Below are 26952 nucleotides of genomic sequence, written 5' to 3'. Positions count from 1 at the left end.
GCGGAGGTCAGGCCCCCGCGGACAACGTGGAGGTCGGCCTCCGCGGACAAGGCGGAGGTCAGTCGCCTTCCTTCCGCTCCCTGGTGGCCAGCAGCCGGCGCAGGGAGTACAGGCGCGCCGGGTCCGCGTGCCCCTCGGCGACCCACTCGTCCAGCGCGCAGTCCGGCTCGTCGTGACTGCACGCGCGTGGGCAGCCCTCCGTGCCCGGCTCCAGGTCCGGGAAGGCGTGGATGACCCGGGAGGGATCGATGTGGGCCAGTCCGAAGGACCGCACGCCCGGGGTGTCGATGGCCCAGCCCTCCGTGGCCGTCAGCGGCAGCGCGAGCGCCGACGTGGTCGTGTGCCGCCCGCGGCCGGTCACCGCGTTGACGTGCCCGGTCGTGCGCCGCCGTTCCTTCGGCACCAGCGCGTTCACCAGGGTCGTCTTGCCGACGCCGGAGTGGCCCACGAAGGCCGTGATCTTTCCGTCGAGATGCTCACGAACGCGGTCCGCCGCGTCACCGCTCTCCAGCTCCTCGCGGCTGGTGACGACGTACGGGATGTCCAACGCACCGTACAGATCGAGGAGTTCGTCCGGCGGGGCCAGGTCCGACTTGGTCATCACCAGCAGCGGCTCCAGGCCGCCGTCGTACGCGGCCACCAGGCAGCGGTCGATGAGGCGCGGGCGCGGCTCGGGGTCGGCGAGGGCCGTGACGATGGCCAACTGGTCGGCGTTGGCGACCACCACGCGCTCGTAGGGGTCGTCGTCGTCCGCCGTGCGGCGCAGGAGGGACGTGCGTTCCTCGATGCGGACGATGCGCGCGAGGGTGTCCTTCGCGCCGGACAGGTCGCCCACCAGGGCGACCCGATCGCCCACCACCGCGGCCTTGCGGCCCAGTTCACGGGCCTTCATCGCCATGATCGTGCGGCCGTTCACCAGACACGTCAGCCGGCCCCGGTCGACGGTGAGGACCATGCCCTCGGCCGCGTCCTCGTGCTTGGGACGGATGTGGGTGCGGGGCCGGTTGCCGCGGCGGTTGGGCCGGGTGCGGATGTCGTCCTCGTCGGTGTGCTTGCCGTAGCGGCGCATGGCGATGAGTCCCCTACGTCCTGTCGCTCCCGAGCATCCCGGTCCACAGTTCGGGGAAGTCCGGCAGGGTCTTGGCGGTCGTCGCCACGTTCTCGATCCGCACCCCCGGGACGACCAGGCCGATGATCGCGCCGGCCGTCGCCATGCGGTGGTCCTCGTAGGTGTGGAAGACCCCGCCGTGCAGCGGGCGGGGGCGGATGTGCAGGCCGTCGGCCGTCTCCGTCACGTCACCGCCGAGTTCGTTGATCTCCTTGGTCAGCGCGGCCAGGCGGTCCGTCTCGTGCATCCGCAGGTGCGCGACGCCGCGCAGGGTCGAGGGGGAGTCCGCGAGGGCGGCGACGGCCGCGATGCCCGGCGTCAGCTCGCCGACCTCGCTCAGGTCCACGTCGATGCCGTGTACGGCCCCCGAGCCGGTGAACTCCAGGCCGTAGTCGGTCAGTTCGCAGGAACCACCCATCTCGGTGAAGATCTGCCGCAGCCGGTCACCCGGCTGGGTCGTCCGGGCCGGCCAGTCCGGCACGATCACCTTGCCGCCGGTCACCAGCGCGGCCGCCAGGAACGGCTGCGCGTTGGACAGGTCGGGCTCGACGGTCAGGTCCCGGCCGAGCACGGCGCCGGGCGTGACCCGCCAGACGTTCGGCTCGCCGCCCGACTCGGGGGTGTCCACCTGGGCGCCGACCGCGCGCAGCATGTCGACGGTCATCCGGATGTGCGGCATGGACGGCAGGGTCGAGCCGATGTGACGCACCTCGACGCCCTGGTTGAAACGCGGGCCGGACAGCAGCAGGGCGCTGACGAACTGGGACGAGGAGGAGGCGTCGATCTCCACCGGCCCACCGTCCAGCGCACCCCCGCCGTGCACGGTCATCGGCAGCGCGCCGCGGCCGTCGTCGTCGATCCGGGCGCCGAGGACGCGCAGCGCGTCGATGACCCCGTCCAGGGGACGCTCGTAGGACCGCGGGTCGCCGTCGAAGCGGATGGGGCCGTTGGCCAGCGCGGCGACCGGCGGCAGGAAGCGCATCACCGTGCCGGCGTTGCCCACGTCGATCGTGGCCGGGCCGCGCAGGCCCGCGGGGATCACCCGCCAGGCCTCGCCGGTGCCGTCCGGGCCGACTCCCTCGTCGATGCCGACGCCCATGGCGCGCAGCGCGCCGGCCATCAGCAGCGTGTCGCGGGAGCGCAGCGGGCGGCGCAGCCAGCCCGGCTCGGAGGCCAGGGCGGCGAGCACGAGTGCGCGGTTGGTGACCGACTTGGACCCGGGCACGTGGACCGTCGCGTCGACGGCTCCGCTCGCGTGCGGGGCGGGCCAGAGGGCGGTGGGTGCGTCGTTCGGGGCCATGGCCCCCACTTTAGTGGTCGGCCGTGGTCCGGGTGCGTCGCCGTTGTGGCTGGTCGCGCCCGCGGGGCGGAGCCACCGATCGGCCCCCCCCGCGCGTCGGTCGCCGCCCCGCGGGGTGCGTCACCCCTCCAGCAGCCAGCGGCCGCCGCCCATCAGGGAGCACAGCGACACGGCGTGGAACAGGAACAGCCACAGTCCCGCCGGTACGTGCGTCAGGCGCGACAACTGGTCCGCGTCCGAGTCCCCGGCGCCCCCGCGGACCCGTTTGGCCTGCAGTTCGAAGGCCGGGCGCACCCCGCCGAGCAGCAGGAACCACACCACCGCGTACGCGAACGCCGCCTGCACCTGCGGCCCGGTCAGCCACGACACCAGCAGGAACGCGCCACCCGTGAGGATCACGGTCAGTGCCCCGTAGGCGTTGCGGATCATGACGAGCATCGCCACCAGCAGCGCCGTGGCCAGCCACAGCAGCAGCGTGATGTGACCGGCGGCGAGCAGGGCGGCGCCGCCGAGGCCCAGCAGCGGGGGAGCGGTGTAGCCGGCGGCCGCGGTGAGGATCATGCCGATGCCGTACGGCTTGCCGCGGCTGACGGTCAGGCCGCTGGTGTCGGAGTGCAGGCGTATGCCGGTCAGGGTGCGGCCGGTGAGCAGCGCCACCAGCCCGTGGCCGCCCTCGTGGGCAATGGTGATCGCATTGCGGGACACACGCCACACGGTGTGCGGTACGACCACGGCGAGCGCGGCGACCATGGTGGCCACCACCACCCACAGGTTGGGGTCGGGCTGGGTGCCGACCAGACGGTCCCAGAGGTCGGGCAGCGCGATGGATGCGGTCCTGTCCATGTTTTCCGAGTGGCTCCCTCTCCTGGTACGGGGCATGGCAGTGTTGCACGCATGTGCGGACGGTATGCAGCGAGTCGCAGGCCCGAGGATCTCGCAGGAATCTTTGAGGTCGAGAAGTGGGAGCCCGAGGAGATCTTGGAGCCCGACTACAACGTGGCTCCCACCAAGGAGGTCCACGCCGTACTGGACCGTCCCCTGAAGGACGCCGCCGACCCGCGCCCGGTTCGGCAGCTGCGGAAGCTGAAGTGGGGACTGGTCCCGTCCTGGGCGAAGAGCCCCGAGGGCGGTGCCCGGATGATCAACGCGCGCGCGGAGACGGTGCACGAGAAGCCGTCGTACCGCCGCGCCTTCACCTCCCGGCGCTGCATCCTGCCCGCCGACGGCTACTACGAGTGGGTCACCGGCACCGAGGAGCGGGAGCTGGAGGTCGAGGGCAGGCGGAAGCGGCCGCGCAAGCAGCCTTACTTCGTGACCCCGGCGGACGGGTCCGTGTTCGCGATGGCGGGGCTCTACGAGTTCTGGCGGGACCGGACGCTGCCCGAAGACCACCCGCGGGCCTGGTGGGTCACCTGCTCGGTGATCACCACGGAGGCGGAGAAGACCCCGCTGGCCGTGGCCCCGGCCGAGGGCCCGCGCTCGCTGGCCGACATCCATCCCCGGATGCCCCTGATGCTGACGCCGGACCGCTGGGACGCCTGGCTGGACCCGGCGCGTACGGACGCCGACGACCTGCGCGAACTGCTCGCCCCGCCCGCTCCCGGCCGGATGCGCGCCTACCCGGTGTCCACGGCCGTCAGCAGCGTCCGCAACAACGGGCCGGAGCTGCTGAAGGAGCTCGCGGCGCCCGAGGAAGGCACACTCTTCTGATGTGACGGATGCAATGAAGGTGACGGATGCCTCGAAAGTGACGGATGTGACCGGCGTGAGGGTGTGGGCGCGGCGGACGTGACAAGCGCAACCAACGAGACAACCGAGACGACCGAGACGACCGAGACGACCGAGACGACCGAGACGACCGAGACGACCGAGACGACCGAGACGACCGAGACGACCGAGACGATCGAGACCGACGCCGGAACTGCCCGCGTCACCTGGCACCGGGCCGACCGGGCCCGCCTGGTCCTGGCCGTGAGCCACGGCGCAGGCGGCGGTATCGAGGCCCGCGACCTCCGTGCCCTGGCACAGACGCTGCCCGGGCACGGGGTGACCGTCGCGCTCGTCGAGCAGCCCTGGCGCGTGGCCGGCAGGAAGGTCGCCCCGGCGCCCAGGACCCTCGACACCGGCTGGCGGGGCGTCTGGCCGGCGCTCGCCGCCTCCGGGCTCCCGGTGATCTCGGGCGGACGCAGCGCGGGCGCGCGGGTGGCCTGCCGCACGGCGACCGAGCTCGGCGCGCACGCCGTCCTCGCTCTCAGCTTCCCGCTGCACCCGCCGGGCCGCCCGGAGAAGTCGCGGGCCGACGAACTGCTCGGAACCAGGGTGTCCACCCTGGTCGTCCAGGGGGGCAACGACCCCTTCGGGCGGCCGGAGGAGTTCCCCGAGGGCGACTACGAGCTGATCGAGGTGCCCCACGGCGATCACGGGTTCGCCGTGCCGAAGCGGGCGGACCTCACGCAGGAGGAGGCGCTGGAGGTCATCACCGAGGGTGTCGTCCAGTGGGCCGTGTCACTCGGGTGACGTGTGGGAGCGCGGGAATGCCGGGCGCACGGCCACTGTTGAGGCGGACAGAAGTGCTGGTCGCCGGCACCGTCGTCGTAGGAGAGGAAGTCCGCCGCATGGGTTCGATCATCTGCCCGAGCCGCAGCAGCCGCACTGACCTGGACTGGACGGTGCTGCACGCGGCCAAGACGGCCTCTGGCCGGGCGGCGGGCGGAAAGAATCGGCAAGCGCCCCCGACCACAGGTCGTCTATCCTCCGATTCGAGTGGGACCGCTTTCGGTTTCCCGACATCGCTTGAGGAGGTGGGTCCGGTTCCCGGTACCGACGCAGGGACCGACAACGGCCAGGCGGAGCAGCCCGAGGGCCGGGGCATGAGCGCGGACACGGGCGCGGGGTCGGCCGCCGAGCGCAGTGCGCGCTTCGAGCGGGACGCGCTCGAATTCCTCGACCAGATGTACTCGGCCGCGCTGCGCATGACGCGCAACCCCGCCGACGCCGAGGACCTGGTGCAGGAGACGTACGCGAAGGCGTACGCGTCCTTCCACCAGTTCCGTGAAGGCACCAACCTCAAGGCCTGGCTGTACCGGATCCTCACCAACACCTTCATCAACTCCTACCGCAAGAAGCAGCGCGAACCGCAGCGCAGCGCGGCCGAGGAGATCGAGGACTGGCAGCTCGCCCGTGCCGAGTCGCACATGTCGACGGGTCTGCGCTCCGCGGAGTCGCAGGCGCTCGACCACCTGCCCGACTCGGACGTGAAGGAAGCGCTCCAGGCGATCCCCGAGGAATTCCGCATCGCCGTGTATCTCGCGGACGTAGAGGGCTTTGCGTACAAGGAGATCGCGGACATCATGGGGACCCCCATCGGTACGGTGATGTCCCGGCTGCACCGGGGCCGCCGTCAACTGCGCGGCATGCTCGAGGACTACGCCCGCGAGCGCGGGCTGGTCCCGGCCGGCGCCGGAGAGTCGAACGAAGCGAAAGGCTCGGGCTCATGAGCTGCGGAGAGCCGCACGAGACGGACTGCAGTGAGGTACTCGATCATCTGTACGAGTTCCTCGACAGTGAGATGCCGGAAGTCGATCGCACCAAGTTCGAGCACCACTTCGAGGAGTGCTCGCCGTGCCTGGAGAAGTACGGCCTGGAGCAGGCCGTGAAGAAGCTGGTCAAGCGGTGCTGCGGGCATGACGACGTGCCGGCCGACCTGCGGGCCAAGGTCATGGGCCGGATCGACCTCATCCGCTCCGGCCAGCCCGTGCCGCCCGAGCGTGACATGACCGCGTCTCCGGTGACGCCGCAGGAGTCCTGACCGCGCCCTGGGATGACCGCCCCTTTGACCGACCGTGCCTGACCGCGCCTTCGGGCTGTTCCGGCCGTGTCCGGACTGCCCGCCCTTCACCCGAACGTGCTAATCCGCGGGTTATCGGCCCACGGACTGCCCCCTGCCCGCCCTAGGCTGCGGTGCCCTGGACAGGCACGACCGGGGACATGACCGGGAGGAGCGGCATGGAGGCGGTTCCGCCACGGGCACGTGTGTACGTCGCCTGCGCCGTCCTCGGCGCCCTGGCGTGTCTGCTGCCGCTGCCGGTCCGGCACACCTGGTGGGCCGTCGCCCTGCTCGCCCTGGTGTACGCCGGCTGCGAGGAGCTCGCCCGGCGGACGTTCGGCGGCACCTTCTACCCGGTACTGCTGGCCGCCGCCTTCCTGCTGCCGCCGCCGGCCGCCGCGCTCGTGCCGGCGGCCGGTGCCGCGCTGGTCCGGGTCGGGCAGCGGCCCGAGGGGCTGCGCCGCATCTGGCGGGCGGCCCAGCTCACCGTCGCCGTATGGGCGGCCGCGCGGGTGCACTGGGCGCTGGGCGGCCGGGACGCCGTCGTGGGGTCCGACTTCCCGTACGCCCTCGTCCCCGCCGGGGCCGCCGTGCTCGCGTTCTGCGTCGCGCTGTCCGTGCTCGACGGCGGGATCCTCGCCTGCGCCGAGCGGGTGCCGCTGCGGCGGGCGTGGCGAGGGCTGTTCCTGCGGTCACTGGCGCCGATCGGGGTGCAGGGCCTCGCGGGGCTGATGATGGCGGTGTTGTGGTGCAGCCCGTACGGGCCGGTCGCCGCGTTGCTCGTGCTGCTGCCGATGTGCGTGTCGTGGTGGGCGTACGCGCAGTACCACCGCGAGCGGGCCGCCCACCGGGCGACGATCCGTGCGCTGGTGCAGGCCGTCGACATCAAGGACGGGTACACGCGCGGCCACAGCGAGCGGGTCGGCCAGGCCTCCATGATGATCGCGCGCGAGCTCGGCATGGGCGACGACCGGGTCGAGGTGCTGCGCTTCGCCGGGATCCTGCACGACGTGGGCAAGCTGGGTGTTCCCACCCGGCTGCTGCGCAAGGACGGGCCGCTGACCCCCGAGGAGCGGCGGGTGATCGAGCTGCATCCCGAGTACGGGCACGAGATGGTGCGGGGGATCTCCTTCCTGGGAGAGGCCAGGGCCGCGATCCTGCACCACCACGAGCGACTGGACGGCAGCGGGTACCCGTACGGGCTGATGGGCAGTCAGATCCCCGAGTGCGCCCGGGTGGTGGCCGTGGCCGACGCCTTCGACGCGATGACGTCCACGCGCTCCTACCGCAGGGCCCGGCCCGTCGAGGCGGCGCTGGAGGAACTGCAGCGGTGCGCGGGGGCGCAGTTCGATCCGCGGATGGTGACGGCGCTGGCGCGCGCGCTCGACCGGTACGGCTGGCGTCCGGCCGTCACGGCCGAGGACCCGGCGCCCGCCGCTCCACCGCCGCCCCTGTCCGTCCAGGAAGCCCACCGGTGAACCGGCGCGCCCTGCACGTCCTCATCCACGCCACCGCCCTGCTGCTCGCCCTGCTGTCGCTCACCGTCACCCTGTGGACCGGTCTCCAAGGGCGTGCCGCCGCTCTCGCCTTCGGCGTGCTGGTGCTGGTCGGCGAGCTCACGCGGTGGACCGGGGCCGGCGTCAGGGAGGCCGCACCGCTCGGCGCCGCCGCCGCGCTGTCGTACGCCCTCCTGGGCGAGCAGGCCGGGCGGCCCGCCACCCACCACGGCGCCTGCCAGGTCGTCGCCGTCGTGCTCGCCGCCTCCCTCCTCGGCAGCGTGCCGCACATCGCGCGCGGCCGGGGGCCGACGCCGGACCACCTGGCGCGGCGCACGCTCACCGTCTCCTTCGCCGCCTTGTGCTTCCAACCGCTCTACGACCGGGGCGTGTTCGGCACCTGGGGCGGACCCGCGTACGCCGTGCTGCTGCTGGCGCTGCTGGGGCTCACCGTCCTGTGCGACGCCCTGCTCGCCGCCGCGCTGGCGCACTGCCGCACCCGCTGGCCGTTCGGGCCGCTGCTGCGGGAGGAACTGCGGGGCCTGATCGGGATCGGCTCCGCGGTGTGCGCGACGGGCGCGGTCATGGCCCTGGCGGTCGCCGTCGCCGGACTGTGGGCGCTGCCCGTCTTCGCACTGCCGCTGCTGCTCACCCAGTCGTCCTACCGGCGGTACGCGGCCGTGCGGGCCACCTACCGGCAGACCATCGCCTCCCTGGCCCGCGCCACCGAGGTCGCCGGGTACACCCCGGCCGGGCACGCCCGGCGCGTCGCCGCCCTCAGCCGCGCGGTGGGCCGGGACCTGGGACTGTCCGAGCCCGAGCTGACCGTGCTGGAGTACGCGGCCCTGATGCACGACATCGGCCAGCTCAGCCTGGTCGACCCGGTGCCCGCGGGGGCCACCGCGGAGCTGCCCGGCGAGGAACAGCGGCGCATCGCGCTGCTCGGCGGGGCCGTGGTACGGCAGACCGGGGTGGACGCGGAGGTCGCGGTGGTGGTGGAGCGGCAGGCCGACCCCTACCGGGAGCAGCCGGTGCCCGCGCGGATCGTACGGGCCGTGAACGCCTACGAGGAGAAGGCGCGGGACGCGGGCCCCGGCGGACAGCTGAAGGCGCTTGAGGAACTGCGGCTGGCCACCGCGGGTGACTACGCCCCGGACGTGGTGGAATCACTGGCCCGGGTGCTCTCGCGGGACTGTCTGACCCTGCCCGCGACGGGGTAACCCATGGGTAATGAGCGCCCTTCCAGCCGCACGTGGTTGGATGCGAATGAGAGGGTGTCCGGGGGCAGAAGCCAGCCCACTGAACGGAACTGGCAGGCGGGAATCGTGAGGATCTTCGGCAAGGGACGGCACCGGCCCTCCGCCTCCTGGCGGCAGGCCACCGACCGCGCGTTCACGCTGATCGGCGACGGCCGGTACGAGGACGCGGGCGCGCTGCTGACACGCGCCGCGGATCTGGAGCCCTGGTTGTCCGAGTCCTGGTTCAACCTCGCCCTGCTGCACAAGTTCCGGCACGACTGGGAACAGGCCAGGGCGGCGGGCCTGCGGGCCGTGGCCCTGCTGGACCGGGAGACGGGGGCGCCGGACTGGTGGAACGTGGGCATCGCCGCCACCGCCCTGCAGGACTGGCCGCTGGCCCGGCGCGCCTGGCAGGCCTACGGGCTGCGGGTGCCGGGGGGCGTGGCCGCGGCCGGGGAGCCGGTGGGCATGGAGCTGGGCAGCGCGGCCGTCCGGCTGTCGCCGGAGGGCGAGGCCGAGGTCGTGTGGGGGCGCCGGCTGGACCCGGCCCGCATCGAGGTGCTGTCCATTCCGCTGCCGTCCTCGGGGCGGCGCTGGGGCGAGGTGGTCCTGCACGACGGCGTGCCCCACGGGGAACGGACCACCGCCGCCGGGCACACCTACCCCGTCTTCGACGAGATCGAGCTGTGGGCGCCCTCGCCGGTGCCCACCTGGGTGGTGCTCCTCGAGGCCGCCACCGAGGCCGACCGGGACGCCCTGGAGCAGCTCGCCGCCGACGCCGGCTTCGCCGCCGAGGACTGGTCCTCGTCCGTGCGGCTGCTGTGCCGGATGTGCTCGGAGTCGCGGATGCCCTCCGACGAGGGCGACGGTGTGCACCTCGACCCGCACGACCACAGCGAGCCGGGGCACCCCGGGCCGCTCGGCCACCGCACCGACGGGCAGCTGTGGGTGCCGGAGCGGGAGTGCGGGGTGGCCGCGCCGGCTGCGCTGGTGAGGGGGTTGCTCGACGGGTGGGTGGCGGACAGCCCCGATTCCCGGGACTGGCGGGATCTGGAAGAGGTCTGCTGAAGCCGTCGTCCGGGTGCTGACCGGTCGCGGCTGGTCGAGCCACGCGGGGGAGCCGCGTATCGATACCGCCCCGCGCCCCGCGAGGGCCCGGCACCATGCACACGTACCCTGTATCAGCAGTATCACCCCCTGATATTGAGGAAGGCATCGTCGGTCATGGCGCAGCAGGACACCGATCAGCAGCACGCGGGCGTGCTCCCCGTGGACGACGAGGGCTTCGTCATCGACACCGAGGGCACGGAGGAGCGCGAGAGCGCCTGGCGCGAGCGGGGCACCTCGCGGCCGATCACCGTCGTCGGGAACCCGGTGCTGCACAAGGAGTGCCAGGACGTCACCGAGTTCGGCGACGAGCTCCAGCAACTGGTCGCGGACATGTTCGCCAGCCAGCGCACCGCCGAGGGCGTGGGCCTGGCCGCCAACCAGATCGGCGTCGACCTGAAGGTGTTCGTCTACGACTGCCCGGACGACGAGGGCGTCCGGCACGTCGGCGTGGTCTGCAACCCCAGGCTCGTCGAGCTGCCCGCCGACCGGCGCCGCCTGGACGACAGCAACGAGGGCTGCCTGTCCGTGCCCACCGCGTACGCGCCGCTCGCCCGCCCCGACTACGCCGAGGTGACCGGGCAGGACGAGAAGGGCAACCCGGTCAAGGTCCGCGGCACCGGCTACTTCGCACGGTGTTTGCAGCACGAGACCGACCACCTGTACGGCTACCTGTACATCGACCGCCTCTCCAAGCGCGAGCGCAAGGACGCGCTGCGGCAGATGGCCGAGAACGAGCCGCGCTACCCCGTGGTCGCCAACGACTGAGGCACGACCCGCCGGTTGGGGCGCGTGTGCCCGATGCGTACGGCGCCTGGCCGGAGGTCCCGGGCAGGCGCCGTACGTATGTCCGCCGTACATTCGATCCCTTGTGCGCTTCTGCCGATTCATATTCAGTCACACAAGGGGAGAATCGCGGCATCTCGAGGTGATGGGTGAAGCAAATGCGTTCCCAGACCGGTCAGTTGTGGTGCTGAATGGAAGAGCGGGGATAAGCGACGGCGCACGCCCGGCACGGCGAGAGGGGCGTGCGTCACCGGCGGCTGAGAGGGGTTTGTTCGTGCCAGCTTTCCCACACAGCACCACATCGACTTCGACGGCGGTCGCCGTCCCACCATCGCTCGCTCTTCCGGCGATAGAAGCCGCGTTCCCCAGGCAACTGCATCCGTATTGGCCCGAACTCCAGGAGAAGACCCGCGGTTGGCTGCTCGAAAAGCGGCTCATGCCGACGGACAAGGTGGAGGAATATGCCGACGGCCTGTGCTACACCGACCTCATGGCGGGGTACTACCTCGGTGCCCCCGACGACGTGCTGCAGGCCATAGCGGACTACAGCGCCTGGTTCTTCGTCTGGGACGACCGCCACGACCGTGACATCGTCCACCGCCGGCCGGCTGCCTGGCGACGGCTCCGGCGTGCGCTGCACACGGCACTCGACTCCCCCCGTGACCACCTGCACCACCGGGACTCCCTGGTCGCGGGGTTCGCGGACAGTGTGCTGCGGCTGTACTCGTTCCTGCCGGTGACGTGGAACGCCCGCTTCGCCCGGCACTTCCACGCGGTGATCGAGGCCTACGACCGCGAATTCCACAACCGCACCCAGGGCGTGGTGCCCACGGTCCGGGAATACCTGGCGTTGCGCCGGCTCACCTTCGCGCACTGGATCTGGACCGATCTGCTGGAGCCCAGCGCCGGGTGCGAACTCCCGGACGCCGTACGGAAACATCCGGCGTATCGGCGCCCGGCGCTGCTCAGCCAGGAATTCGCCGCCTGGTACAACGACCTGTGCTCGCTGCCCAAGGAAATCGCGGGCGACGAGGTGCACAATCTCGGGATAAGTCTCGTCAAACACGAGGACATGACCCTGGAAGAGGCAGTGACGGAAATACGGCGACGCGTAGAGGAATGCATCTCGGAATTCCTCGACGCGGAACGCGAGGGGTTACGTTTCGCCGACGACCTCGCGGACGGCACGGTGCGGGGAAAAGAACTCAGTGCCGCCGTACGGGACTGCCTCGGCAATATGCGGAACTGGTTCAGTTCCGTCTACTGGTTCCACCACGAGTCCGGCCGTTACATGGTCGACAGCTGGGACGACCGGTCCACGCCCCCGTACGTCAACAACGAAGCGGCAGGTGAGAAATGACCGTCGAGTCAGTGAAACCCGAAGCCCGGCGGACCGCGGCCTCGCAGCTGCGTGAGCCGCCCCTCGCCGGCGGCGCCCTCCCCCTCCTCGGCCACGGGCCGAAGCTGGCCCGCGACCCGCTCGCCTTCATGGCCGAGCTGCGCGACCACGGCGACGTCGTCCGGCTCAGGCTCGGCCCCAAGACCGTGTACGCGGTCACCGCCCCCGCGCTCACCGGGGCGCTGGCGCTGAGCCCCGACTACATCATCGCCGGCCCGCTGTGGGAGTCCCTGGAGGGGCTGCTCGGCAAGAAGGGCGTGGCCACGGCCAACGGCCCGCAGCACCGGCGCCAGCGCCGCACCATCCAGCCCGCCTTCCGGCTCGACGCGATCCCCGCGTACGGGCCGATCATGGAGGAGGAGGCGCACGGCCTGACCGAGCGCTGGCGGGCCGCCGAGACCGTCGACTGCACCTCCGAGTCGTTCCGCGTCGCCGTGCGCATCGCGGCCCGCTGCCTGCTGCGCGGCCAGTACATGGACGAGCGGGCCGAGCGGCTGTGCGTCGCGCTCGCCACCGTCTTCCGTGGCATGTACCGGCGGATGGTGCTACCGCTGGGGCCGCTGTACCGGCTGCCGCTGCCGGCCAACCGCGAATTCAACCGCGCGCTGGCCGATTTGCATCTCCTCGTGGACGAGATCGTCGCAGAGCGCCGCGCATCCGGTCAAAAGCCGGACGATTTGCTGACGGCATTGCTGGAGGCGAAGGACGACAATGGCGAGCCCATCGGGGAGCAGGAGATCCACGACCAGGTCGTCGCGATACTCACGCCCGGGAGTGAAACCGTGGCTTCCACGATCATGTGGCTGCTCCAGGTGCTCGCGGAACACCCGGAACACGCCGAGCGGGTCCGCGCCGAGGTCGAATCCGTGACCGGTGGCCGGCCCGTCGGATTCGACGACGTCCGCAGGCTCACCCACACCAACAATGTCGTCGTCGAGGCGATGCGTTTGCGACCCGCCGTATGGATATTGACGCGGCGGGCGGTCACCGACACGGAACTCGGTGGCTGTCGCATTCCGGCCGGGGCGGACATTGTCTACAGTCCGTACGCGATCCAGCGCGATGCGCGATCGTACACCGGCAACCTGGAGTTCGACCCCGACCGCTGGCTTCCGGAACGCGCCAAGAACGTGCCCAAATATGCCATGAGCCCGTTCGGCGTGGGTAACCGCAAGTGCCCGAGCGACCACTTCTCGATGGCGCAACTCACGCTCGTCACCGCGGTGGTGGCCACGTCGTTCCGTCTGGAGCCGGCCCCGGGGTCGAACGACGGCACCCGGGTGGGCATCACCCTCCGTCCGCACCGGCTGCTGCTGAAGCCGGTGCCGCGGTGACGCCTGCCACCCGGCGGGGCTGAACGCGACGCCAAGCCCCCGGCGCGCGGTCAGGCGGCCTCAGGGCCCCGGAACGCGCGCCGGCGAAGTCCGACGGAGGTCAGAAGTCCTCGTCCAGGTCGACGGTGCCCTCCACCGCCACCTGGTACGCGGACGGACGCCGCTCGAAGAAGTTGGTCAGCTCCTGGACACCCTGCAGCTCCATGAAGGAGAAGGGGTTCTCGGAGCCGTGCACCGGGGCGAAGCCGAGGCGCGTCAGGCGCTGGTCGGCGACGCACTCCAGGTACTGCCTCATCGAGTCGGTGTTCATGCCCGGGAGGCCGTCACCGCACAGGTCGCGCGCGAACTGCAGCTCGGCCTCGACGGCCTCCCGCAGCATGTCGGTGACCTGCTGCTGGAGCTCGTCGTCGAAGAGGTCCGGCTCCTCCTTGCGGACGGTGTCCACCACGTCGAAGGCGAAGGACATGTGCATCGTCTCGTCACGGAACACCCAGTTGGTGCCGGTGGCCAGCCCGTGCAGCAGACCGCGGCTGCGGAACCAGTAGACGTATGCGAAGGCGCCGTAGAAGAACAGGCCCTCGATGCACGCGGCGAAGCAGATGAGGTTGAGCAGGAAGCGGCGGCGGTCCGCCCTGGACTCCAGGCGGTCCAGCTTCTCCACCGAGTCCATCCACTTGAAGCAGAACCCGGCCTTCTCCCGGATGGACGGGATGTTCTCCACGGCCGCGAACGCGGCGGCGCGGTCGTCCGGGTCGGGAAGGTAGGTGTCGAGCAGCGTCAGATAGAACTGGACGTGCACGGCCTCCTCGAACAGCTGGCGCGACAGGTACAGGCGCGCCTCCGGGGAGTTGATGTGCTTGTACAGCGTCAGCACCAGGTTGTTCGCGACGATCGAGTCGCCCGTCGCGAAGAAGGCCACCAGCCGGCCGATCAGGTGCTGCTCGGCAGGCGTGAGCTTGGCGAGGTCGGCCACGTCCGAGTGGAGGTCGACCTCCTCCACGGTCCAGGTGTTCTTGATGGCGTCCCGGTAGCGCTCGTAGAAGTCGGGGTAGCGCATCGGACGCAGAGTCAGCTCGAAGCCGGGGTCGAGAAGGTTCTGGGGGCGGGTGGACATTACTGGCAGGCCTCGCAGGACTCGGGGTTCTCAAGGGAGCAGGCGACGGCGTCGGGGTCGGCGACCTGCTGGACGGGGAGGGGCTTCGTGGCCTGCGCCTGGCCCTGGGCGGCGCGGGCGATGCGGGTCGCCGGGCGCGAGCGCAGGTAGTACGTCGTCTTCAGGCCCTGCTTCCAGGCGTACGCGTACATCGAGGAGAGCTTGCCGATCGTCGGCGTCTCCATGAACAGGTTCAGGGACTGGGCCTGGTCCAGGAACGGGGTGCGGGCGGCGGCCATGTCGATCAGGCTGCGCTGCGGGATCTCCCACGCCGTGCGGTACAGGGCCCGTACGTCCGCCGGGATCCAGCCGAAGTCCTGGACCGAGCCGCTGGAGTCGCGCAGCGCCTCGCGGGTGCGGGCGTCCCAGACGCCCAGCTCCTTCAGGTCCCTCACCAGGTACGAGTTGACCTGGAGGAACTCACCGGACAGCGTCTCGCGCTTGAAGAGGTTCGAGACCTGCGGCTCGATGCATTCGTACGCACCCGCGATCGAGGCGATGGTGGCGGTCGGCGCGATGGCGAGCAGCAGGGAGTTGCGCATGCCGACGGCGGCGATCCGCTCCCGCAGAGCAGCCCAGCGCTCTGGCCAGGCCGGCTCGACGTCGTAGTGGTCCGGGTGCAGCACGCCGTGTGCGGCACGGGTCTTCTCCCAGGCCGGCAGCGGGCCGTTGCGCTCGGCGAGGTCGGCGGAGGCCTCGTAGGCGGCGAGCATGATGCGCTCGGCGATACGGGTGGACAGGGCCCTGGCCTGCGGGGAGTCGAAGGGCAGGCGCAGCTTGAAGAAGACGTCCTGCAGACCCATGGCGCCCAGGCCGACCGGCCGCCACTTGGCGTTCGACCGGCCCGCCTGGTCCGTGGGGTAGAAGTTGATGTCGACCACGCGGTCCAGGAAGGTGACCGCGGTGCGGACCGTGGCGTCGAGCCGCTCCCAGTCGAGGTCGCCGGTCGCCGTGTCGACGAAGGCGCCCAGATTGACCGACCCCAGGTTGCAGACCGCCGTCTCCCCGTCGTCGGTGACCTCCAGGATCTCCGTGCAGAGGTTGGAGGAGTGGATGACATGGCCGGGCTCGGCCGTCTGGTTGGCGGTGCGGTTGGCGGCGTCCTTGAAGGTCATCCAGCCGTTGCCGGTCTGAGCCAGGGTGCGCATCATGCGGCCGTACAGCTCGCGGGCGGGGATCGTCTTCTTCGCCAGCCCCGCCGCCTCCGCCCGGCGGTACACGGCGTCGAACTCCTCGCCCCACAGGTCGACCAGCTCGGGCACGTCCGACGGGGAGAACAGCGACCACTGCCCGTCCGCGTCCACCCGTCGCATGAACTCGTCCGGGATCCAGTGCGCGAGGTTGAGGTTGTGCGTGCGGCGGGCGTCCTCGCCGGTGTTGTCGCGCAGCTCCAGGAACTCCTCGATGTCCGAGTGCCAGGTCTCCAGGTAGACCGCTGCCGCGCCCTTGCGGCGGCCGCCCTGGTTCACGGCGGCGACCGAGGCGTCGAGCGTCTTCAGGAACGGGACGATGCCGTTGGAGTGCCCGTTGGTGCCGCGGATCAGGGAGCCGCGGGAGCGGACGCGGGAGTAGGAGATGCCGATGCCGCCGGCGTGCTTGGAGAGGCGGGCGACCTGGTGGTAGCGGTCGTAGATGGAGTCCAGCTCGTCCTTCGGGGAGTCCAGGAGGTAGCAGGACGACATCTGCGGGTGCCGGGTGCCGGAGTTGAACAGGGTGGGCGAGGAGGGGAGGTAGTCGAGGCGGCTCATCAGCCGGTACAGGGCCGCCACTTCACCGACCGAACGCAGGCCGTCGTCCTCGGCGAGCCCGGCGGCCACCCGCAGCATGAAGTGCTGCGGGGTCTCGACGACCTTGCGGGTGATGGGGTGCCGGAGCAGATAGCGGCTGTGCAGGGTGCGCAGGCCGAAGTAGCCGAAGCGGTCGTCGGCGGCCGGATCGATCAGGGCGTCGAGCCGTTCGGCGTGCAGACGCACGAACGCGGCGGTCCGGTCGGCGATCAGCCCTTCCCGGTGGCCGACGGCGACGGAGCCGGTGAAGGACGTGACGCCCTGCGAGGCGGCCTCGGCGCGGATGGAGATGGTCAGCAGGCGGGCGGCCAGCCTGGAGTACGCGGGGTCCTCGGAGATGAGCCCGGCGGCCGCCTCCGTGGCCAGTTCGCGCAGTTCCGTCTCGTCCGCACGCGCCGACCGGCCGCGCAGCGCGGCGGCGGCGACCCGGCCGGGGTCGGCGTCGGGGAGGTCGGCGGTCAGCTCGGTCAGGGTCCGCAGAAGTGCGGCACCGGGACCGTCGTTCTCCAGACCCGCGGCTGAAGCCGGGGCGGCTGGCGCGATGGTCACGTGGGGCTCTCCCTCGCTCGGCACGGGGCCTCGCCGAGGGCAGGGGGCAGCTCACGAGCGCACGCGGCGTCGCGTCCACCGGCCCATTCCGCGAGGCCCGGACGTTCAGGGCACCCGGACCGGACGGCCGGGCGCACTGTCGGCAGGTCCTCGGACTGACGCGAGTACGTGTCCGTCACAAGCGCGGACACGACAAGTACACCGTTGCGGGACAGTTCCGGATTCGCACCGGATTCCCCTGCGGCGACAGCGAGCATGAGCATACATCTTGTGTCGGGCTGCTGTGCCACCCCCACATGTTGTGCCTGTGTCGTGTTCGTGTGGTGTCACAGCGTCAACTCTTGGGTCAGCAGGGCGATGTCGCCGGGGCCCGGGAGCGACTTCCCGTCGCGGGCGCGGGCGCGCACGAAGACACGACAGCGGGCCGCCGACTTAGACGCTGCCGGCGGCCCGCTGCGGATGGCACTGTTCCCGGATTCAGTGACTTGCCCCCGCCGTTGCAGGCGGCAGCTCCACCTCCACGCCCGGATCGCCCGCGTCCGCCGTGTAGTCCTCCGGCTTGGTCTCGTCGGTGCCCTCCGGGGCCTTCAGCGCCCGCAGTACGAAGGTGAGGACGACCGCGACCACCACGTTGAACACGAACGCCGTCAGGCCGATGTAGCCGATCTCGCCGATGCCGGGGATCTCCTTGGCCGAGCCGCCGAAGTGCTTCTGCGTGGGGGAGGCGACCCCGTACGCCGCGAGGGTGCCGTAGACCATGCCGACCGCCCAGCCGGCGAGCAGCGCCCAGCGGTGGAACCAGCGGGTGAACAGACCGCCGACCAGGGCCGGGAAGGTCTGCAGGATCCAGATGCCGCCGAGCAACTGGAAGTTGATGGCGACCGTCTTGTCCATCGTCAGGACGAAGACCAGCGCTCCCACCTTCACCAGCAGCGAGACGATCTTGGAGACCCGGGTCTCCTCCTTCGGCGTGGCGTCCGGCCTGATGAAGTCCTTGTAGATGTTGCGGGTGAAGAGGTTCGCCGCCGCGATCGACATGATCGCCGCCGGCACCAGCGCGCCGATGCCGATGGCCGCGAACGCGACGCCCGCGAACCAGTCCGGGAACATGTTCTCGAACAGCTGCGGGATGGCCAGTTGGCCGTTCTGCACCTTCACGCCCGCCGCGACCGCCATGAAGCCCAGCAGCGCGAGCAGGCCGAGCATCAGCGAGTACAGCGGCAGGATCGTGGTGTTGCGGCGGATCACCTCGCGGCTGCGCGAGGACAGCGTCGCGGTGATCGAGTGCGGGTACATGAAGAGCGCGAGCGCGGAGCCCAGCGCCAGGGTGGCGTACGCCCACTGGCCCGCCTCGGGCGGCACGACGGCGCCGCGCGGCTTCCCGGTGACGGGGTTGGTCTGGCTCAGCGCCGCGGTCGCCTTGGAGAAGACCACGTCGAACCCGCCCAGCTTGACCGGGATGTAGATGATCGCCACCGCGATCACGATGTAGATCAGCGCGTCCTTGACGAACGCGATCAGCGCGGGCGCGCGCAGTCCCGACGAGTAGGTGTACGCGGCCAGCACGCCGAAGGCGATCAGCAGCGGCAGGTCCTTCACGAACCAGTTGGTGGTGTCACCGCCGCCGACGCCCATGACGTCCAGCACGGCCTGGATGCCGACGAGTTGGAGCGCGATGTACGGCATGGTCGCGAGGATGCCGGTGAGCGCCACGGCCAGCGACAGGCCCTTGGAGCCGAACCGGCCGCGCACGAAGTCCGAGGTGGTCACGTACCCGTGCCGGTGGGAGACCGACCACAGGCGCGGCAGGAACGTGAAGATCAGCGGGTAGACGAGGATCGTGTACGGCACCGCGAAGAAGCCGGCCGCGCCGGTCGCGTAGATCGCCGCCGGTACGGCCACGAAGGTGTACGCGGTGTACAGGTCGCCGCCGAGCAGGAACCAGGTGATCCAGGTGCCGAACGACCGCCCGCCCAGGCCCCATTCGTCCAGGCTGTGCTCGTTCTCGGCCCGCCGCCAGCGCGCGGCCAGGAAGCCCAGGACCGTGACGAGCAGGAAGAAGAAGATGCAGACGCCGAGCGCGACGCCGTTGACGCCGTTCTTCACTTCGCCTCGCCCCCGTCCTGGGACCGGGTGGCGCGGCCGCGCTGGTCACGCCGCCACAGTTGGTGGGCGGCCATCGTCAGGGCGGTGGACGCTAGCACCCACAGCATCTGGTACCAGTAGAAGAATGGGATGCCGATGAACGCGGGGTCGGCCTTGGCGTACGAACCGACCCACAGCATGGCCACGAACGGCGCGACGAGGCAGAGGCCGATGACCACCCGCACGGGTGTCACCGCCCCTCTGCCGACTTGCGGGGCATCTGACATGTGCGGCTCCGTCCCCTCGCTGATCACCGTGTAATGCGCAGGCAATCTAGGTCACGGCGTCATCGCAGCGGAACCCCTCGTCCGTATAACGGTTGGGTCGCGGGGGAACGGCCGGGTCAGTCCGCGGGCCGCTTGAGCCGGGCCACGAACTTGTAGCGGTCCCCGCGGTAGACGGACCGCACCCACTCCACCGGCCGGCCCTCCCGGTCCAGGGAGTGCCGGGACAGCAGCAGCATCGGCAGGCCCACGTCGGTGCCGAGCAGGCTCGCCTCGCGCGGCGTGGCCAGCGAGGTCTCGATGGTCTCCTCGGCCTCGGCGAGGTGCACGTCGTAGACCTCGGCGAGGGCGGTGTAGAGGGACGTGTACTTCACCAGGGAGCGCCTCAGCGCGGGGAAGCGCTTGGCGGACAGGTGCGTGGTCTCGATCGCCATCGGCTCGCCGTTGGCCATCCGCAGCCGCTCGATGCGCAGCACCCGGCCGCCGGCCGTGATGTCGAGCAGCTCGGCGAGCCGGTCGTCGGCGGTGATGTAGCCGATGTCCAGCAGCTGCGAGGTGGGTTCCAGGCCCTGCGCGCGCATGTCCTCGGTGTAGGAGGTGAGTTGCAGCGCCTGCGAGACCTTCGGCTTGGCGACGAAGGTGCCCTTGCCCTGGATCCGCTCCAGCCGGCCCTCGACGACCAGTTCCTGCAGGGCCTGCCGCACGGTCGTGCGCGAGGTGTCGAACTCGGCCGCCAGGGTGCGCTCGGGCGGGACCGGCGTGCCGGGCGGCAGCGTATCGGTCATGTCGAGGAGGTGCTTCTTCAGGCGGTAGTACTTGGGCACGCGCGCGGTACGGACACTCGTTCCACCCTCGTTCTCCGCACTGCTGACGTCGGTGCTCATGCTCCGCCTTCCCGGCTCCTGTGCCGAAGCGACCGACCTTGCCCATCGGCCACGGCCCACATCGTGGCACGGCTTTGTGTGTCGGGTGGCCACCCGCACGCTCCGTGATCTCCCTGTATACCTTCGCGCCCCTCGTTGGTCTAGTCCATCGCGCGGCCCGGAGCAGTGGTCCACAGGTGCGCGCGAGTGGCACGCCCGGAGCGCGGGCGAGTGGTTGAGCGGAGCGGAGCCGTCCGTTCTGTCGGATGAGCAATGAAAGGTCCCTGCATATCGCGGTCCCATAACGGACGTCTGGCGTGCGACTGCACACCCTTGACAGCCCTATTGGTCTGGGCCAAGCTCCCCGTACTGGTCTACACCATTGGTCCAGGTCCCGGCCCCATGGGCGGTAGTACCGCAACGGTCGCCGCAGGGTGCCTGGGGGGTTCGAGGGCATCCCTGAGGAGGGTGGCGTGAGGCGCAAGCTGGCAGCCGCGATCGGTATCGCGGGCATGATGGTCTCCATCGCGGCGTGCGGGAGCGACAAGGACGGGGGCAGCGGCAAGGGCGGGGCGGACGCCAAGGAGCTGACCGTCTGGCTCACCGTGGACGCGCAGAACAACTGGCCCGAGCTGGTGAAGGCCGCCGACGCGGCGGTGCAGCACAAGCACCCCGGTCTGAAGATCAAGCACGAGTACTACGGCTGGCCGGACAAGAACGCCAAGCTGGACGCGGTCCTCGCCACCGACAAGGCCCCCGACGTGGTCGAGATGGGCAACACCGAGATGCTCGGCTACATGGTCAAGGGGGCCTTCGCCCCCGTCGACCCGGCGAAGTTCGCGGGCTCCGCCGCCTGGCTGGACGGCCTCAAGGCCTCGGTCACCTATGACGGCAAGACCTACGGCGTCCCCTACTACGCGGGCGGCCGGGTCGCCAACTGGCGCAAGGACGTCTTCGCCGCGGCCGGCGTGAAGTCCGTGCCGAAGACCTACCAGGAGCTCACCGCCGACCTCGACAAGGTGCAGAAGAAGCAGGGCGACAAGTTCAGCGCCTGGTACCAGCCCACGCGCGACTGGTACGCGGCCATGTCCTTCGTCTACGACGCCGGCGGTTCCATCGCCAAGCAGGACGGCGGCCAGTGGAAGGCCAACCTCTCCTCGCCGGAGTCCCTCAAGGGGCTCAACGAGTTCAAGGCCGTCGTCGACAAGTACATGCACGGCGACAAGACCAAGGACGAGTCCGACCGCTACATCGTCTACGGCCAGGGCAGGTCCGGCATGATCTTCGGCGCCGCCTGGGAGGGCGCGACCGCGGCCGACCCGAAGAACGACAAGACCGGCAAGCTCAAGGACAGCCTCGAGAACTTCGTGATGCCCGGCCCGTCCGGCAAGAACATGCCGGTCTTCCTCGGCGGCTCCGACCTCGCCGTCCCGGTGAAGTCCAGGGCGCAGGCCCTCGCCGCCGAGTGGATCAACGCCTTCACCGGCCCGTCCGGCCAGAAGGGCCTGATCGGCAAGGGCAACCTGCCCAACAACAAGACCGACCTCGCGACCCTGAAGAACGACCCCGCCACCGCCGTCCCGGCCACCGCGGCCGAGTCCAACTGGTTCGTCCCCATGGCCCCGGGCTGGGGCCAGGTCGAGAAGGCCCAGGTGCTGCAGACCATGCTGCAGGACATCGGCACCGGCAAGAAGTCGGTCGAGGACGCCGCCAAGGAGGCGGACACCGCGATCGACAAGGTCATCAACACCAAGTGACCTGAGCGCAGGGCCCCGTTGGACCCCGGGGGGACGTCCGGGGGCGGGGCCCTGTTTCTCGTACCACCCGAGGGACCGCTGAGGAGCGCGCGATGAGTGCCGCAGACACGACCACCCCCGCCAAGGTGCCGCCACCGCGGCAGGCGCCGCCACCGGCCGTCCCGGACAGGCCGCGCGGACAGCGCACGTCGACCGGGGCCGCGACCCCCTGGCTGCTGCTCGCGCCCTGCCTGCTCATCCTGGCCCTGGTCATGGCCTATCCACTGGCCCGTCTGGTCACCCTGTCCTTCCAGAAGTTCGGCCAGCCGCAGCTGTGGGGTTTCCAGTCGGCCGAGTGGGTCGGGTTCACCAACTTCGCGGGTGTGCTCGGCGACAGCGAGTTCTGGGCGGTCGTGCTGCGCACGATCGTCTTCGCCGCCGGCTCCGTGGTGCTCACCATGGTCGCCGGAATGGCGGTCGCGCTGCTGCTGCAGCGGGTCTCGGGCTGGGTGAAGACCCTGATCAACATTGTCCTGGTGGCCAGTTGGGGCATGCCCGTCATCGTGGCCACCACCGTCTTCAAGTGGCTCTTCGACTCGGACTACGGCGTCTTCAACGCCCTGCTCAGCAAGTTGCCCGGGGTGCGGATGACCGGCCACAACTGGTTCGCGAGCGGGCCCGAGGGCCTGGCCGTGATCATGCTGCTGGTGGTGTGGGGCGCGGTGCCCTTCGTGGCCATCACACTCGGCGCGGGACTCACCCAGGTGCCCGGAGAGCTGGAGGAGGCCGCGCGGCTGGACGGCGCCGGGTCGTGGGGCGTCTTCCGCTACGTCACCCTGCCCGTCCTCAAGCCGATCCTCGTGATGCTCACGACCCTGTCGGTGATCTGGGACATGGGTGTCTTCCCGCAGGTGTTCGTGATGCGGGGCGGACACCCCGAGGCGGAGTTCCAGGTGCTCAACACCTACTCATACGACCGGGCCTTCGTGGTCAACGACTACGCGCAGGGCTCGGCGATCGCCCTGATCACCGTGCTGCTCCTGCTCGGCGTGGTCGCCGTGTACATGCGCCAGATGCTGAAGATCGGGGACGTGGAATGACCGGCGTGACCAGTACGACCAGCACGAGGACGCCCGCGTCTCCTGGCCGCCGCAAGTCCAGGCTCGGCTGGAACCTGCTCGGCCTGCTCGTCTTCGTCACCGCGGGCTTCCCCCTCTACTGGATGCTCAACACGGCCTTCAAACCGGCCAAGGACGCCATCGACCCCGATCCGAGCCTGCTGCCGACCGGCATCACGCTCGCCAACTTCCGCCGGGCGCTGGACATCGCCGACTTCTGGGGCCCGGTCGGCCGCAGCCTCGTGGTGTCGCTGTCGGTCGTGGTGATCGGCATGGTCGTCGGCATGCTGGCCGCGCTCGCCATCTCGCGGTTCGCCTTCCGCGGCCGCAAGATCGTGATCGTGGGCATCCTGGCGGTGCAGATGGTTCCGCTCGTCGCCATGATCATCCCGGTGTTCCTGCTGCTGAACGACCTGGAGCAGTACGACAAGCTGACCGGCCTCATCATCACCTACCTGACCTTCATCCTCCCCTTCACGGTGTGGACACTGCGCGGTTTCATCGTCAACATCCCCCGGGAGCTGGAGGAGGCCGCCATGGTCGACGGCTGCTCCCGCACCGGCGCCTTCCTCCGGGTCGTCTTCCCCCTGCTGGCCCCGGGCATGGTCGCCACCTCGGTCTACGGCTTCATCCAGGCGTGGAACGAATACCTCTACGCCCTGATGCTGCTCAGCCAGGAACACCAGACCGCGACCGTCTGGCTCGGCAACTTCACCACCAAGCACGGCACCGAGTACGCCCCGATGATGGCCGGCGCCACGATGATGGCCGTGCCGATCGTCGTCCTCTTCCTCCTCGTCCAGCGCAAGATGGCCGCGGGCCTGACCGCGGGCGCCGTGAAGGGATAACGCCACCCGATGACGACATTCGCCAGCGGTACCGACACCCTCACCCGTGACGCGCTGACCGTCCTCCAGCCCGGCTTCACCGGCACCACGGCCCCCGACTGGCTGCTGCGCCGCCTGGGCGAGGGCCTGGCCTCGGTGGGCCTGTTCGGCCGCAACATCGCCTCGCCCGGACAACTGGCCGAGCTCACCTCCCAGTTGCGCGCCGAACGCGACGACGTACTGGTCGCCATCGACGAGGAGGGCGGTGACGTCACGCGCCTGGAGGTGCGGACCGGCTCCAGCTTCCCCGGCAACCACGCGCTGGGTGCGGTGGACGACGTGGAGCTGACCAGGCGCGTGGCCTTCGAGCTCGGCCGACGGCTCGCCGAGTGCGGCGTCAACCTCAACTGGGCGCCGTCCGCCGACATCAACTCCGATCCGGCCAACCCGGTCATCGGTGTCCGCTCCTTCGGCGCCGACACCGAGCTGGTCGCCCGGCACACCGCCGCCTATGTCGGCGGCCTGCAGGCGGCCGGCGTCGCCGCCTGCACCAAGCACTTCCCCGGGCACGGCGACACGGCCGTCGACTCCCACCACGCGCTGCCCCGCATCGGCGTGGAGGCCTCGGTGCTCCGGGCGCGCGAACTGGCCCCGTTCCGCGCGGCGATCACCGCGGGCACCAAGGCGGTGATGAGCGCCCACATCCTGGTCCCCGCCCTGGACCCGGACCGCCCGGCGACCCTGTCGCACGGGGTGCTGACCGGCCTGCTGCGCGGGCAGCTCGGCTACGACGGCCTCATCGTCACCGACGGCATGGAGATGCAGGCCATCGCCGGTACCTACGGCATCGAGCGAGGCAGCGTCCTCGCCATCGCCGCCGGGGCCGACGCCATCTGCGTGGGCGGCGGCCTGGCCGACGACGAGACGGTACGGCGTCTGCGGGACGCCCTGGTCGCGGCGGTCCGCTCCGGTGAACTGCCCGAGGAGCGGCTGGCGGACGCCGCACGCCGGGTGCGCGGGCTCGCCGCCTGGACGGCCACCGCCGACCGCGCCAAGGGCGTCCCCGATCCGGAGATCGGCCTGACGGCGGCCCGGCGCGCCCTGGAGGTCACCGGCGCGGAGACCTTCACCCCGCTCACCGAACCGCCGTACGTCGCCGCCCTCACTCCCGTCGCCAACATCGCGGTCGGCGACGAGACCCCGTGGGGCGTGGCCGCGGAGCTCCTCCGTCTCCTGCCCGGCACGCAGACGGGCAGCTTCACCGGCGAGGACGCGGGACGCGCGGCCCTGGCGGCGGCGGGCGGCCGACGCGTGGTGGCCGTCGTCCGCGACGAGCACCGCCACCCCTGGATGGCGACCGCCCTCGACACCCTGCTCGCGGCCCGCCCCGACACCGTCGTGGTGGAGATGGGCGTACCCCAGGCCACGCCCCGAGGCGCCCTCCACATAGCCACCCACGGCGCCTCCCACGCCTGCGGCCGCGCAGCAGCGGAGCTCATCGCGGGCGCGTAGAGCGCACGGGAGGCGGGGAAGCGGGCGGGGGGGGGGAGGGCGCGAGAGGCGGGGGGAGGGAGCCGGATGCGGGCCGGGCGGCGTCAGAGGTCATCGCGGGCACGCAGAGCGCGGAAGACGCGGCAAGGGGCGCGGCCCACGCCGAGCGGACCGACTCCGTCGGCTCGCTCCGGGCACCGCTGCCGGCTCCGGCACCGCGCGCCCGCCTCCGAACGGCGCCCGCCACTGCACAGCACCCGCCGACACGGCACCGCGCCCGCCCCGCAGCCCGCCGGCGCCGTATCGCGCGCCCGTACGCCCGTGCGCCAGATCGTCCGTACGTCCGTACGTCCAGACGGCGAAGGTGCCGGTCCCTCTGAAGGGGTCCGGCACCTTCGCCGTGCGTGAGGGAAGACGGAGGCTAGATCCCCTGCCACTGCGGCTTGTTGGCGTAGGTGTGCCGGAAGTAGTCGGCGAGCTTGAGCTTGGCGGCGGCGGCCTCGTCGACCACGACCGTGGCGTGCGGGTGGAGCTGCAGCGCGGAGGCCGGGCAGACCGCGGCGACCGGCCCCTCGACGGTCGCGGCGACCGCGTCCGCCTTGCCCTCCCCGGTGGCCAGCAGTACCAGGTGCCGGGCCTCCAGGATCGTTCCGATGCCCTGCGTGATGACGTGGTGCGGCACCTGGTCCACGTCGCCGTCGAAGAAGCGCGCGTTGTCGATACGGGTCTGCTCGGTCAGGGTCTTGATCCGCGTCCGCGAGGCGAGCGACGAACACGGCTCGTTGAAGCCGATGTGCCCGTCGGTCCCGATCCCGAGCAACTGGAGGTCCACACCGCCCGCCGCGGCCAGCGCCCTGTCGTAGGCCTCGCACGCCGCCTGCACGTCCGCGGCGGCGCCGTCGGGCCCCAGGAACGCGTTCGTCCCGATGCCGAGGGGCTCCAGCACCTCCCGGCGCAGCACGGAGCGGTAGGACTCGGGGTGGTCGGCGGGCAGTCCCACGTACTCGTCGAGCTGGGCGATCCGGGCCCGGGAGGGGTCCACGGCGCCGGAGCGCACCTGGGCCGCCAGTGCCTCGTAGACGGGCAGCGGCGTGGAACCCGTGGCCACGCCGAGCAGGGCGTCGGGCTTGCGCCGAAGGAGCTGTGCCACGGCCTCGGCGATGAGCTCGCCGCCCGCCTTGGCGTCCGGAACGATGACAACTTCCACGCTGGGCCTGCCGATCTGAGGAGATCTGCGGAGATCTGCGGAGATCTGGGGAGAGGGGACTGGACCCGGTAGAGAGGGGCCTTGTGGTTTAGACCAATCTAACAGAATTGACCGCAGGGGAGGGGGGTGGGAGGCGGATTCCGGGGTCAAGTGCGGGCCGCCGTTCCGGGGCCGGTGCGAGCCGCCCTTTCCATGCCCCGCGCGGGCGCCTCCGCCGGCGGCAGACCTCTGACGTTTCTCCGGCGCCCGCTATAAAGT

Annotated in this window: 23 protein-coding genes and 1 riboswitch; of the genes, 14 read left to right on the top strand and 9 right to left on the bottom strand. The window is 71.0% G+C overall.

Annotated features, from left to right (window positions below; genetic code table 11):
- Positions 1 to 58: 58 nt before the first annotated feature.
- The 3 genes from rsgA to AB0A61_RS20830 form a co-directional block, all read right to left on the bottom strand.
- Positions 59 to 1069 (bottom strand): ribosome small subunit-dependent GTPase A, encoded by a 1011-nt coding sequence (rsgA, locus tag AB0A61_RS20840; protein ID WP_361293931.1) that lies wholly within the window; start codon positions 1067 to 1069, stop codon positions 59 to 61.
- A 13-nt stretch (positions 1070 to 1082) separates the two neighbouring features.
- A complete protein-coding gene (aroA, locus tag AB0A61_RS20835) occupies positions 1083 to 2408 on the bottom strand; it encodes a 3-phosphoshikimate 1-carboxyvinyltransferase (protein ID WP_361293928.1) in 1326 nt (441 codons plus the stop codon).
- Between the two features lie 120 nt (positions 2409 to 2528).
- A complete protein-coding gene (locus AB0A61_RS20830; RefSeq protein ID WP_361293925.1) occupies positions 2529 to 3251 on the bottom strand; it encodes a M50 family metallopeptidase in 723 nt (240 codons plus the stop codon).
- Positions 3252 to 3302: 51 nt separating this feature from the next.
- Here AB0A61_RS20830 and AB0A61_RS20825 point away from each other — a divergent pair, with 51 nt between their 5' ends.
- From AB0A61_RS20825 to AB0A61_RS20780, 10 genes are all read left to right on the top strand, one after another.
- Positions 3303 to 4118, top strand: coding sequence for an SOS response-associated peptidase (locus AB0A61_RS20825; protein WP_361293922.1), 816 nt, complete (start codon positions 3303 to 3305; stop codon positions 4116 to 4118).
- Between the two features lie 192 nt (positions 4119 to 4310).
- Entirely contained in the window at positions 4311 to 4925 is a 615-nt protein-coding gene (locus AB0A61_RS20820) for an alpha/beta family hydrolase (protein WP_361294366.1), read from the top strand.
- Positions 4926 to 5209: 284 nt separating this feature from the next.
- The gene (gene sigR, locus AB0A61_RS20815) at positions 5210 to 5905 is read left to right on the top strand and encodes an RNA polymerase sigma factor SigR (protein ID WP_361293919.1); all 696 of its coding nucleotides are present in this window, start codon (positions 5210 to 5212) and stop codon (positions 5903 to 5905) included.
- On the top strand, positions 5902 to 6216 hold the full coding sequence (gene rsrA / locus AB0A61_RS20810; protein ID WP_361293916.1) for a mycothiol system anti-sigma-R factor: 315 nt from the start codon (positions 5902 to 5904) through the stop codon (positions 6214 to 6216). Before sigR ends, rsrA begins: the two co-directional genes overlap by 4 nt.
- Positions 6217 to 6413: 197 nt before the next feature.
- Positions 6414 to 7712: an HD-GYP domain-containing protein gene (locus AB0A61_RS20805; protein ID WP_361294363.1), complete on the top strand. Its 1299-nt coding sequence runs from the start codon at positions 6414 to 6416 to the stop codon at positions 7710 to 7712.
- A complete protein-coding gene (locus AB0A61_RS20800) occupies positions 7709 to 8950 on the top strand; it encodes an HD domain-containing protein (protein ID WP_361293913.1) in 1242 nt (413 codons plus the stop codon). The genes AB0A61_RS20805 and AB0A61_RS20800 overlap by 4 nt, the downstream gene beginning before the upstream one ends.
- A 105-nt stretch (positions 8951 to 9055) precedes the next feature.
- Positions 9056 to 10036, top strand: a complete 981-nt coding sequence (locus AB0A61_RS20795; protein WP_361293910.1) for a hypothetical protein — start codon at positions 9056 to 9058, stop codon at positions 10034 to 10036.
- Between the two features lie 156 nt (positions 10037 to 10192).
- Positions 10193 to 10843: a peptide deformylase gene (gene def, locus AB0A61_RS20790; protein WP_361293907.1), complete on the top strand. Its 651-nt coding sequence runs from the start codon at positions 10193 to 10195 to the stop codon at positions 10841 to 10843.
- Between the two features lie 292 nt (positions 10844 to 11135).
- Entirely contained in the window at positions 11136 to 12221 is a 1086-nt protein-coding gene (cyc1, locus tag AB0A61_RS20785) for an epi-isozizaene synthase (protein ID WP_361293904.1), read from the top strand.
- Positions 12218 to 13594, top strand: a complete 1377-nt coding sequence (locus AB0A61_RS20780) for a cytochrome P450 (protein WP_361293901.1) — start codon at positions 12218 to 12220, stop codon at positions 13592 to 13594. The genes cyc1 and AB0A61_RS20780 overlap by 4 nt, the downstream gene beginning before the upstream one ends.
- Positions 13595 to 13694: 100 nt before the next feature.
- On the opposite strand, the gene AB0A61_RS20775 is transcribed toward AB0A61_RS20780, so the two are convergent.
- The 5 genes from AB0A61_RS20775 to AB0A61_RS20755 all read right to left on the bottom strand — a co-directional run bounded on the left by AB0A61_RS20775 (position 13695) and on the right by AB0A61_RS20755 (position 20336).
- Positions 13695 to 14708, bottom strand: a complete 1014-nt coding sequence (locus AB0A61_RS20775; protein ID WP_361293898.1) for a ribonucleotide-diphosphate reductase subunit beta — start codon at positions 14706 to 14708, stop codon at positions 13695 to 13697.
- Positions 14708 to 17083, bottom strand: coding sequence for a ribonucleoside-diphosphate reductase subunit alpha (locus AB0A61_RS20770; RefSeq protein ID WP_361293895.1), 2376 nt, complete (start codon positions 17081 to 17083; stop codon positions 14708 to 14710). The genes AB0A61_RS20775 and AB0A61_RS20770 overlap by 1 nt, the downstream gene beginning before the upstream one ends.
- Positions 17084 to 17228: 145 nt before the next feature.
- Positions 17229 to 17321, bottom strand: a riboswitch (cobalamin riboswitch).
- Between the two features lie 239 nt (positions 17322 to 17560).
- The gene (gene mctP, locus AB0A61_RS20765; RefSeq protein WP_361293892.1) at positions 17561 to 19189 is read right to left on the bottom strand and encodes a monocarboxylate uptake permease MctP; all 1629 of its coding nucleotides are present in this window, start codon (positions 19187 to 19189) and stop codon (positions 17561 to 17563) included.
- Positions 19186 to 19455, bottom strand: coding sequence for a DUF3311 domain-containing protein (locus tag AB0A61_RS20760; RefSeq protein WP_361293889.1), 270 nt, complete (start codon positions 19453 to 19455; stop codon positions 19186 to 19188). Before AB0A61_RS20760 ends, mctP begins: the two co-directional genes overlap by 4 nt.
- Positions 19456 to 19571: 116 nt before the next feature.
- Positions 19572 to 20336: a GntR family transcriptional regulator gene (locus tag AB0A61_RS20755; protein ID WP_361293886.1), complete on the bottom strand. Its 765-nt coding sequence runs from the start codon at positions 20334 to 20336 to the stop codon at positions 19572 to 19574.
- Positions 20337 to 20788: 452 nt separating this feature from the next.
- On the opposite strand from AB0A61_RS20755, the gene AB0A61_RS20750 reads away from it, so the two are divergent.
- The 4 genes from AB0A61_RS20750 to AB0A61_RS20735 all read left to right on the top strand — a co-directional run bounded on the left by AB0A61_RS20750 (position 20789) and on the right by AB0A61_RS20735 (position 25508).
- On the top strand, positions 20789 to 22072 hold the full coding sequence (locus tag AB0A61_RS20750; protein ID WP_361293883.1) for an extracellular solute-binding protein: 1284 nt from the start codon (positions 20789 to 20791) through the stop codon (positions 22070 to 22072).
- Between the two features lie 92 nt (positions 22073 to 22164).
- On the top strand, positions 22165 to 23151 hold the full coding sequence (locus tag AB0A61_RS20745; protein WP_361293880.1) for a sugar ABC transporter permease: 987 nt from the start codon (positions 22165 to 22167) through the stop codon (positions 23149 to 23151).
- Positions 23148 to 24017 (top strand): carbohydrate ABC transporter permease, encoded by an 870-nt coding sequence (locus tag AB0A61_RS20740; protein ID WP_361293877.1) that lies wholly within the window; start codon positions 23148 to 23150, stop codon positions 24015 to 24017. The genes AB0A61_RS20745 and AB0A61_RS20740 overlap by 4 nt, the downstream gene beginning before the upstream one ends.
- 9 nt (positions 24018 to 24026) lie before the next feature.
- Complete coding sequence (locus AB0A61_RS20735; protein ID WP_361293874.1) at positions 24027 to 25508, top strand: glycoside hydrolase family 3 protein; 1482 nt, start codon at positions 24027 to 24029, stop codon at positions 25506 to 25508.
- Positions 25509 to 25908: 400 nt separating this feature from the next.
- Here the strand turns inward: AB0A61_RS20735 and nagB are convergent, their stop codons facing one another.
- Positions 25909 to 26694, bottom strand: coding sequence for a glucosamine-6-phosphate deaminase (gene nagB, locus AB0A61_RS20730; protein WP_361293871.1), 786 nt, complete (start codon positions 26692 to 26694; stop codon positions 25909 to 25911).
- Between the last annotated feature and the right edge of the window lie 258 nt (positions 26695 to 26952).

This window comes from Streptomyces sp. NPDC046197 (assembly GCF_040646295.1).
In the GTDB taxonomy this organism is placed as follows: Bacteria; Actinomycetota; Actinomycetes; order Streptomycetales; family Streptomycetaceae; genus Streptomyces.
Note: the sequence above shows the minus strand (reverse complement) of the source record. Positions and strands in the feature narration are given on the sequence as shown.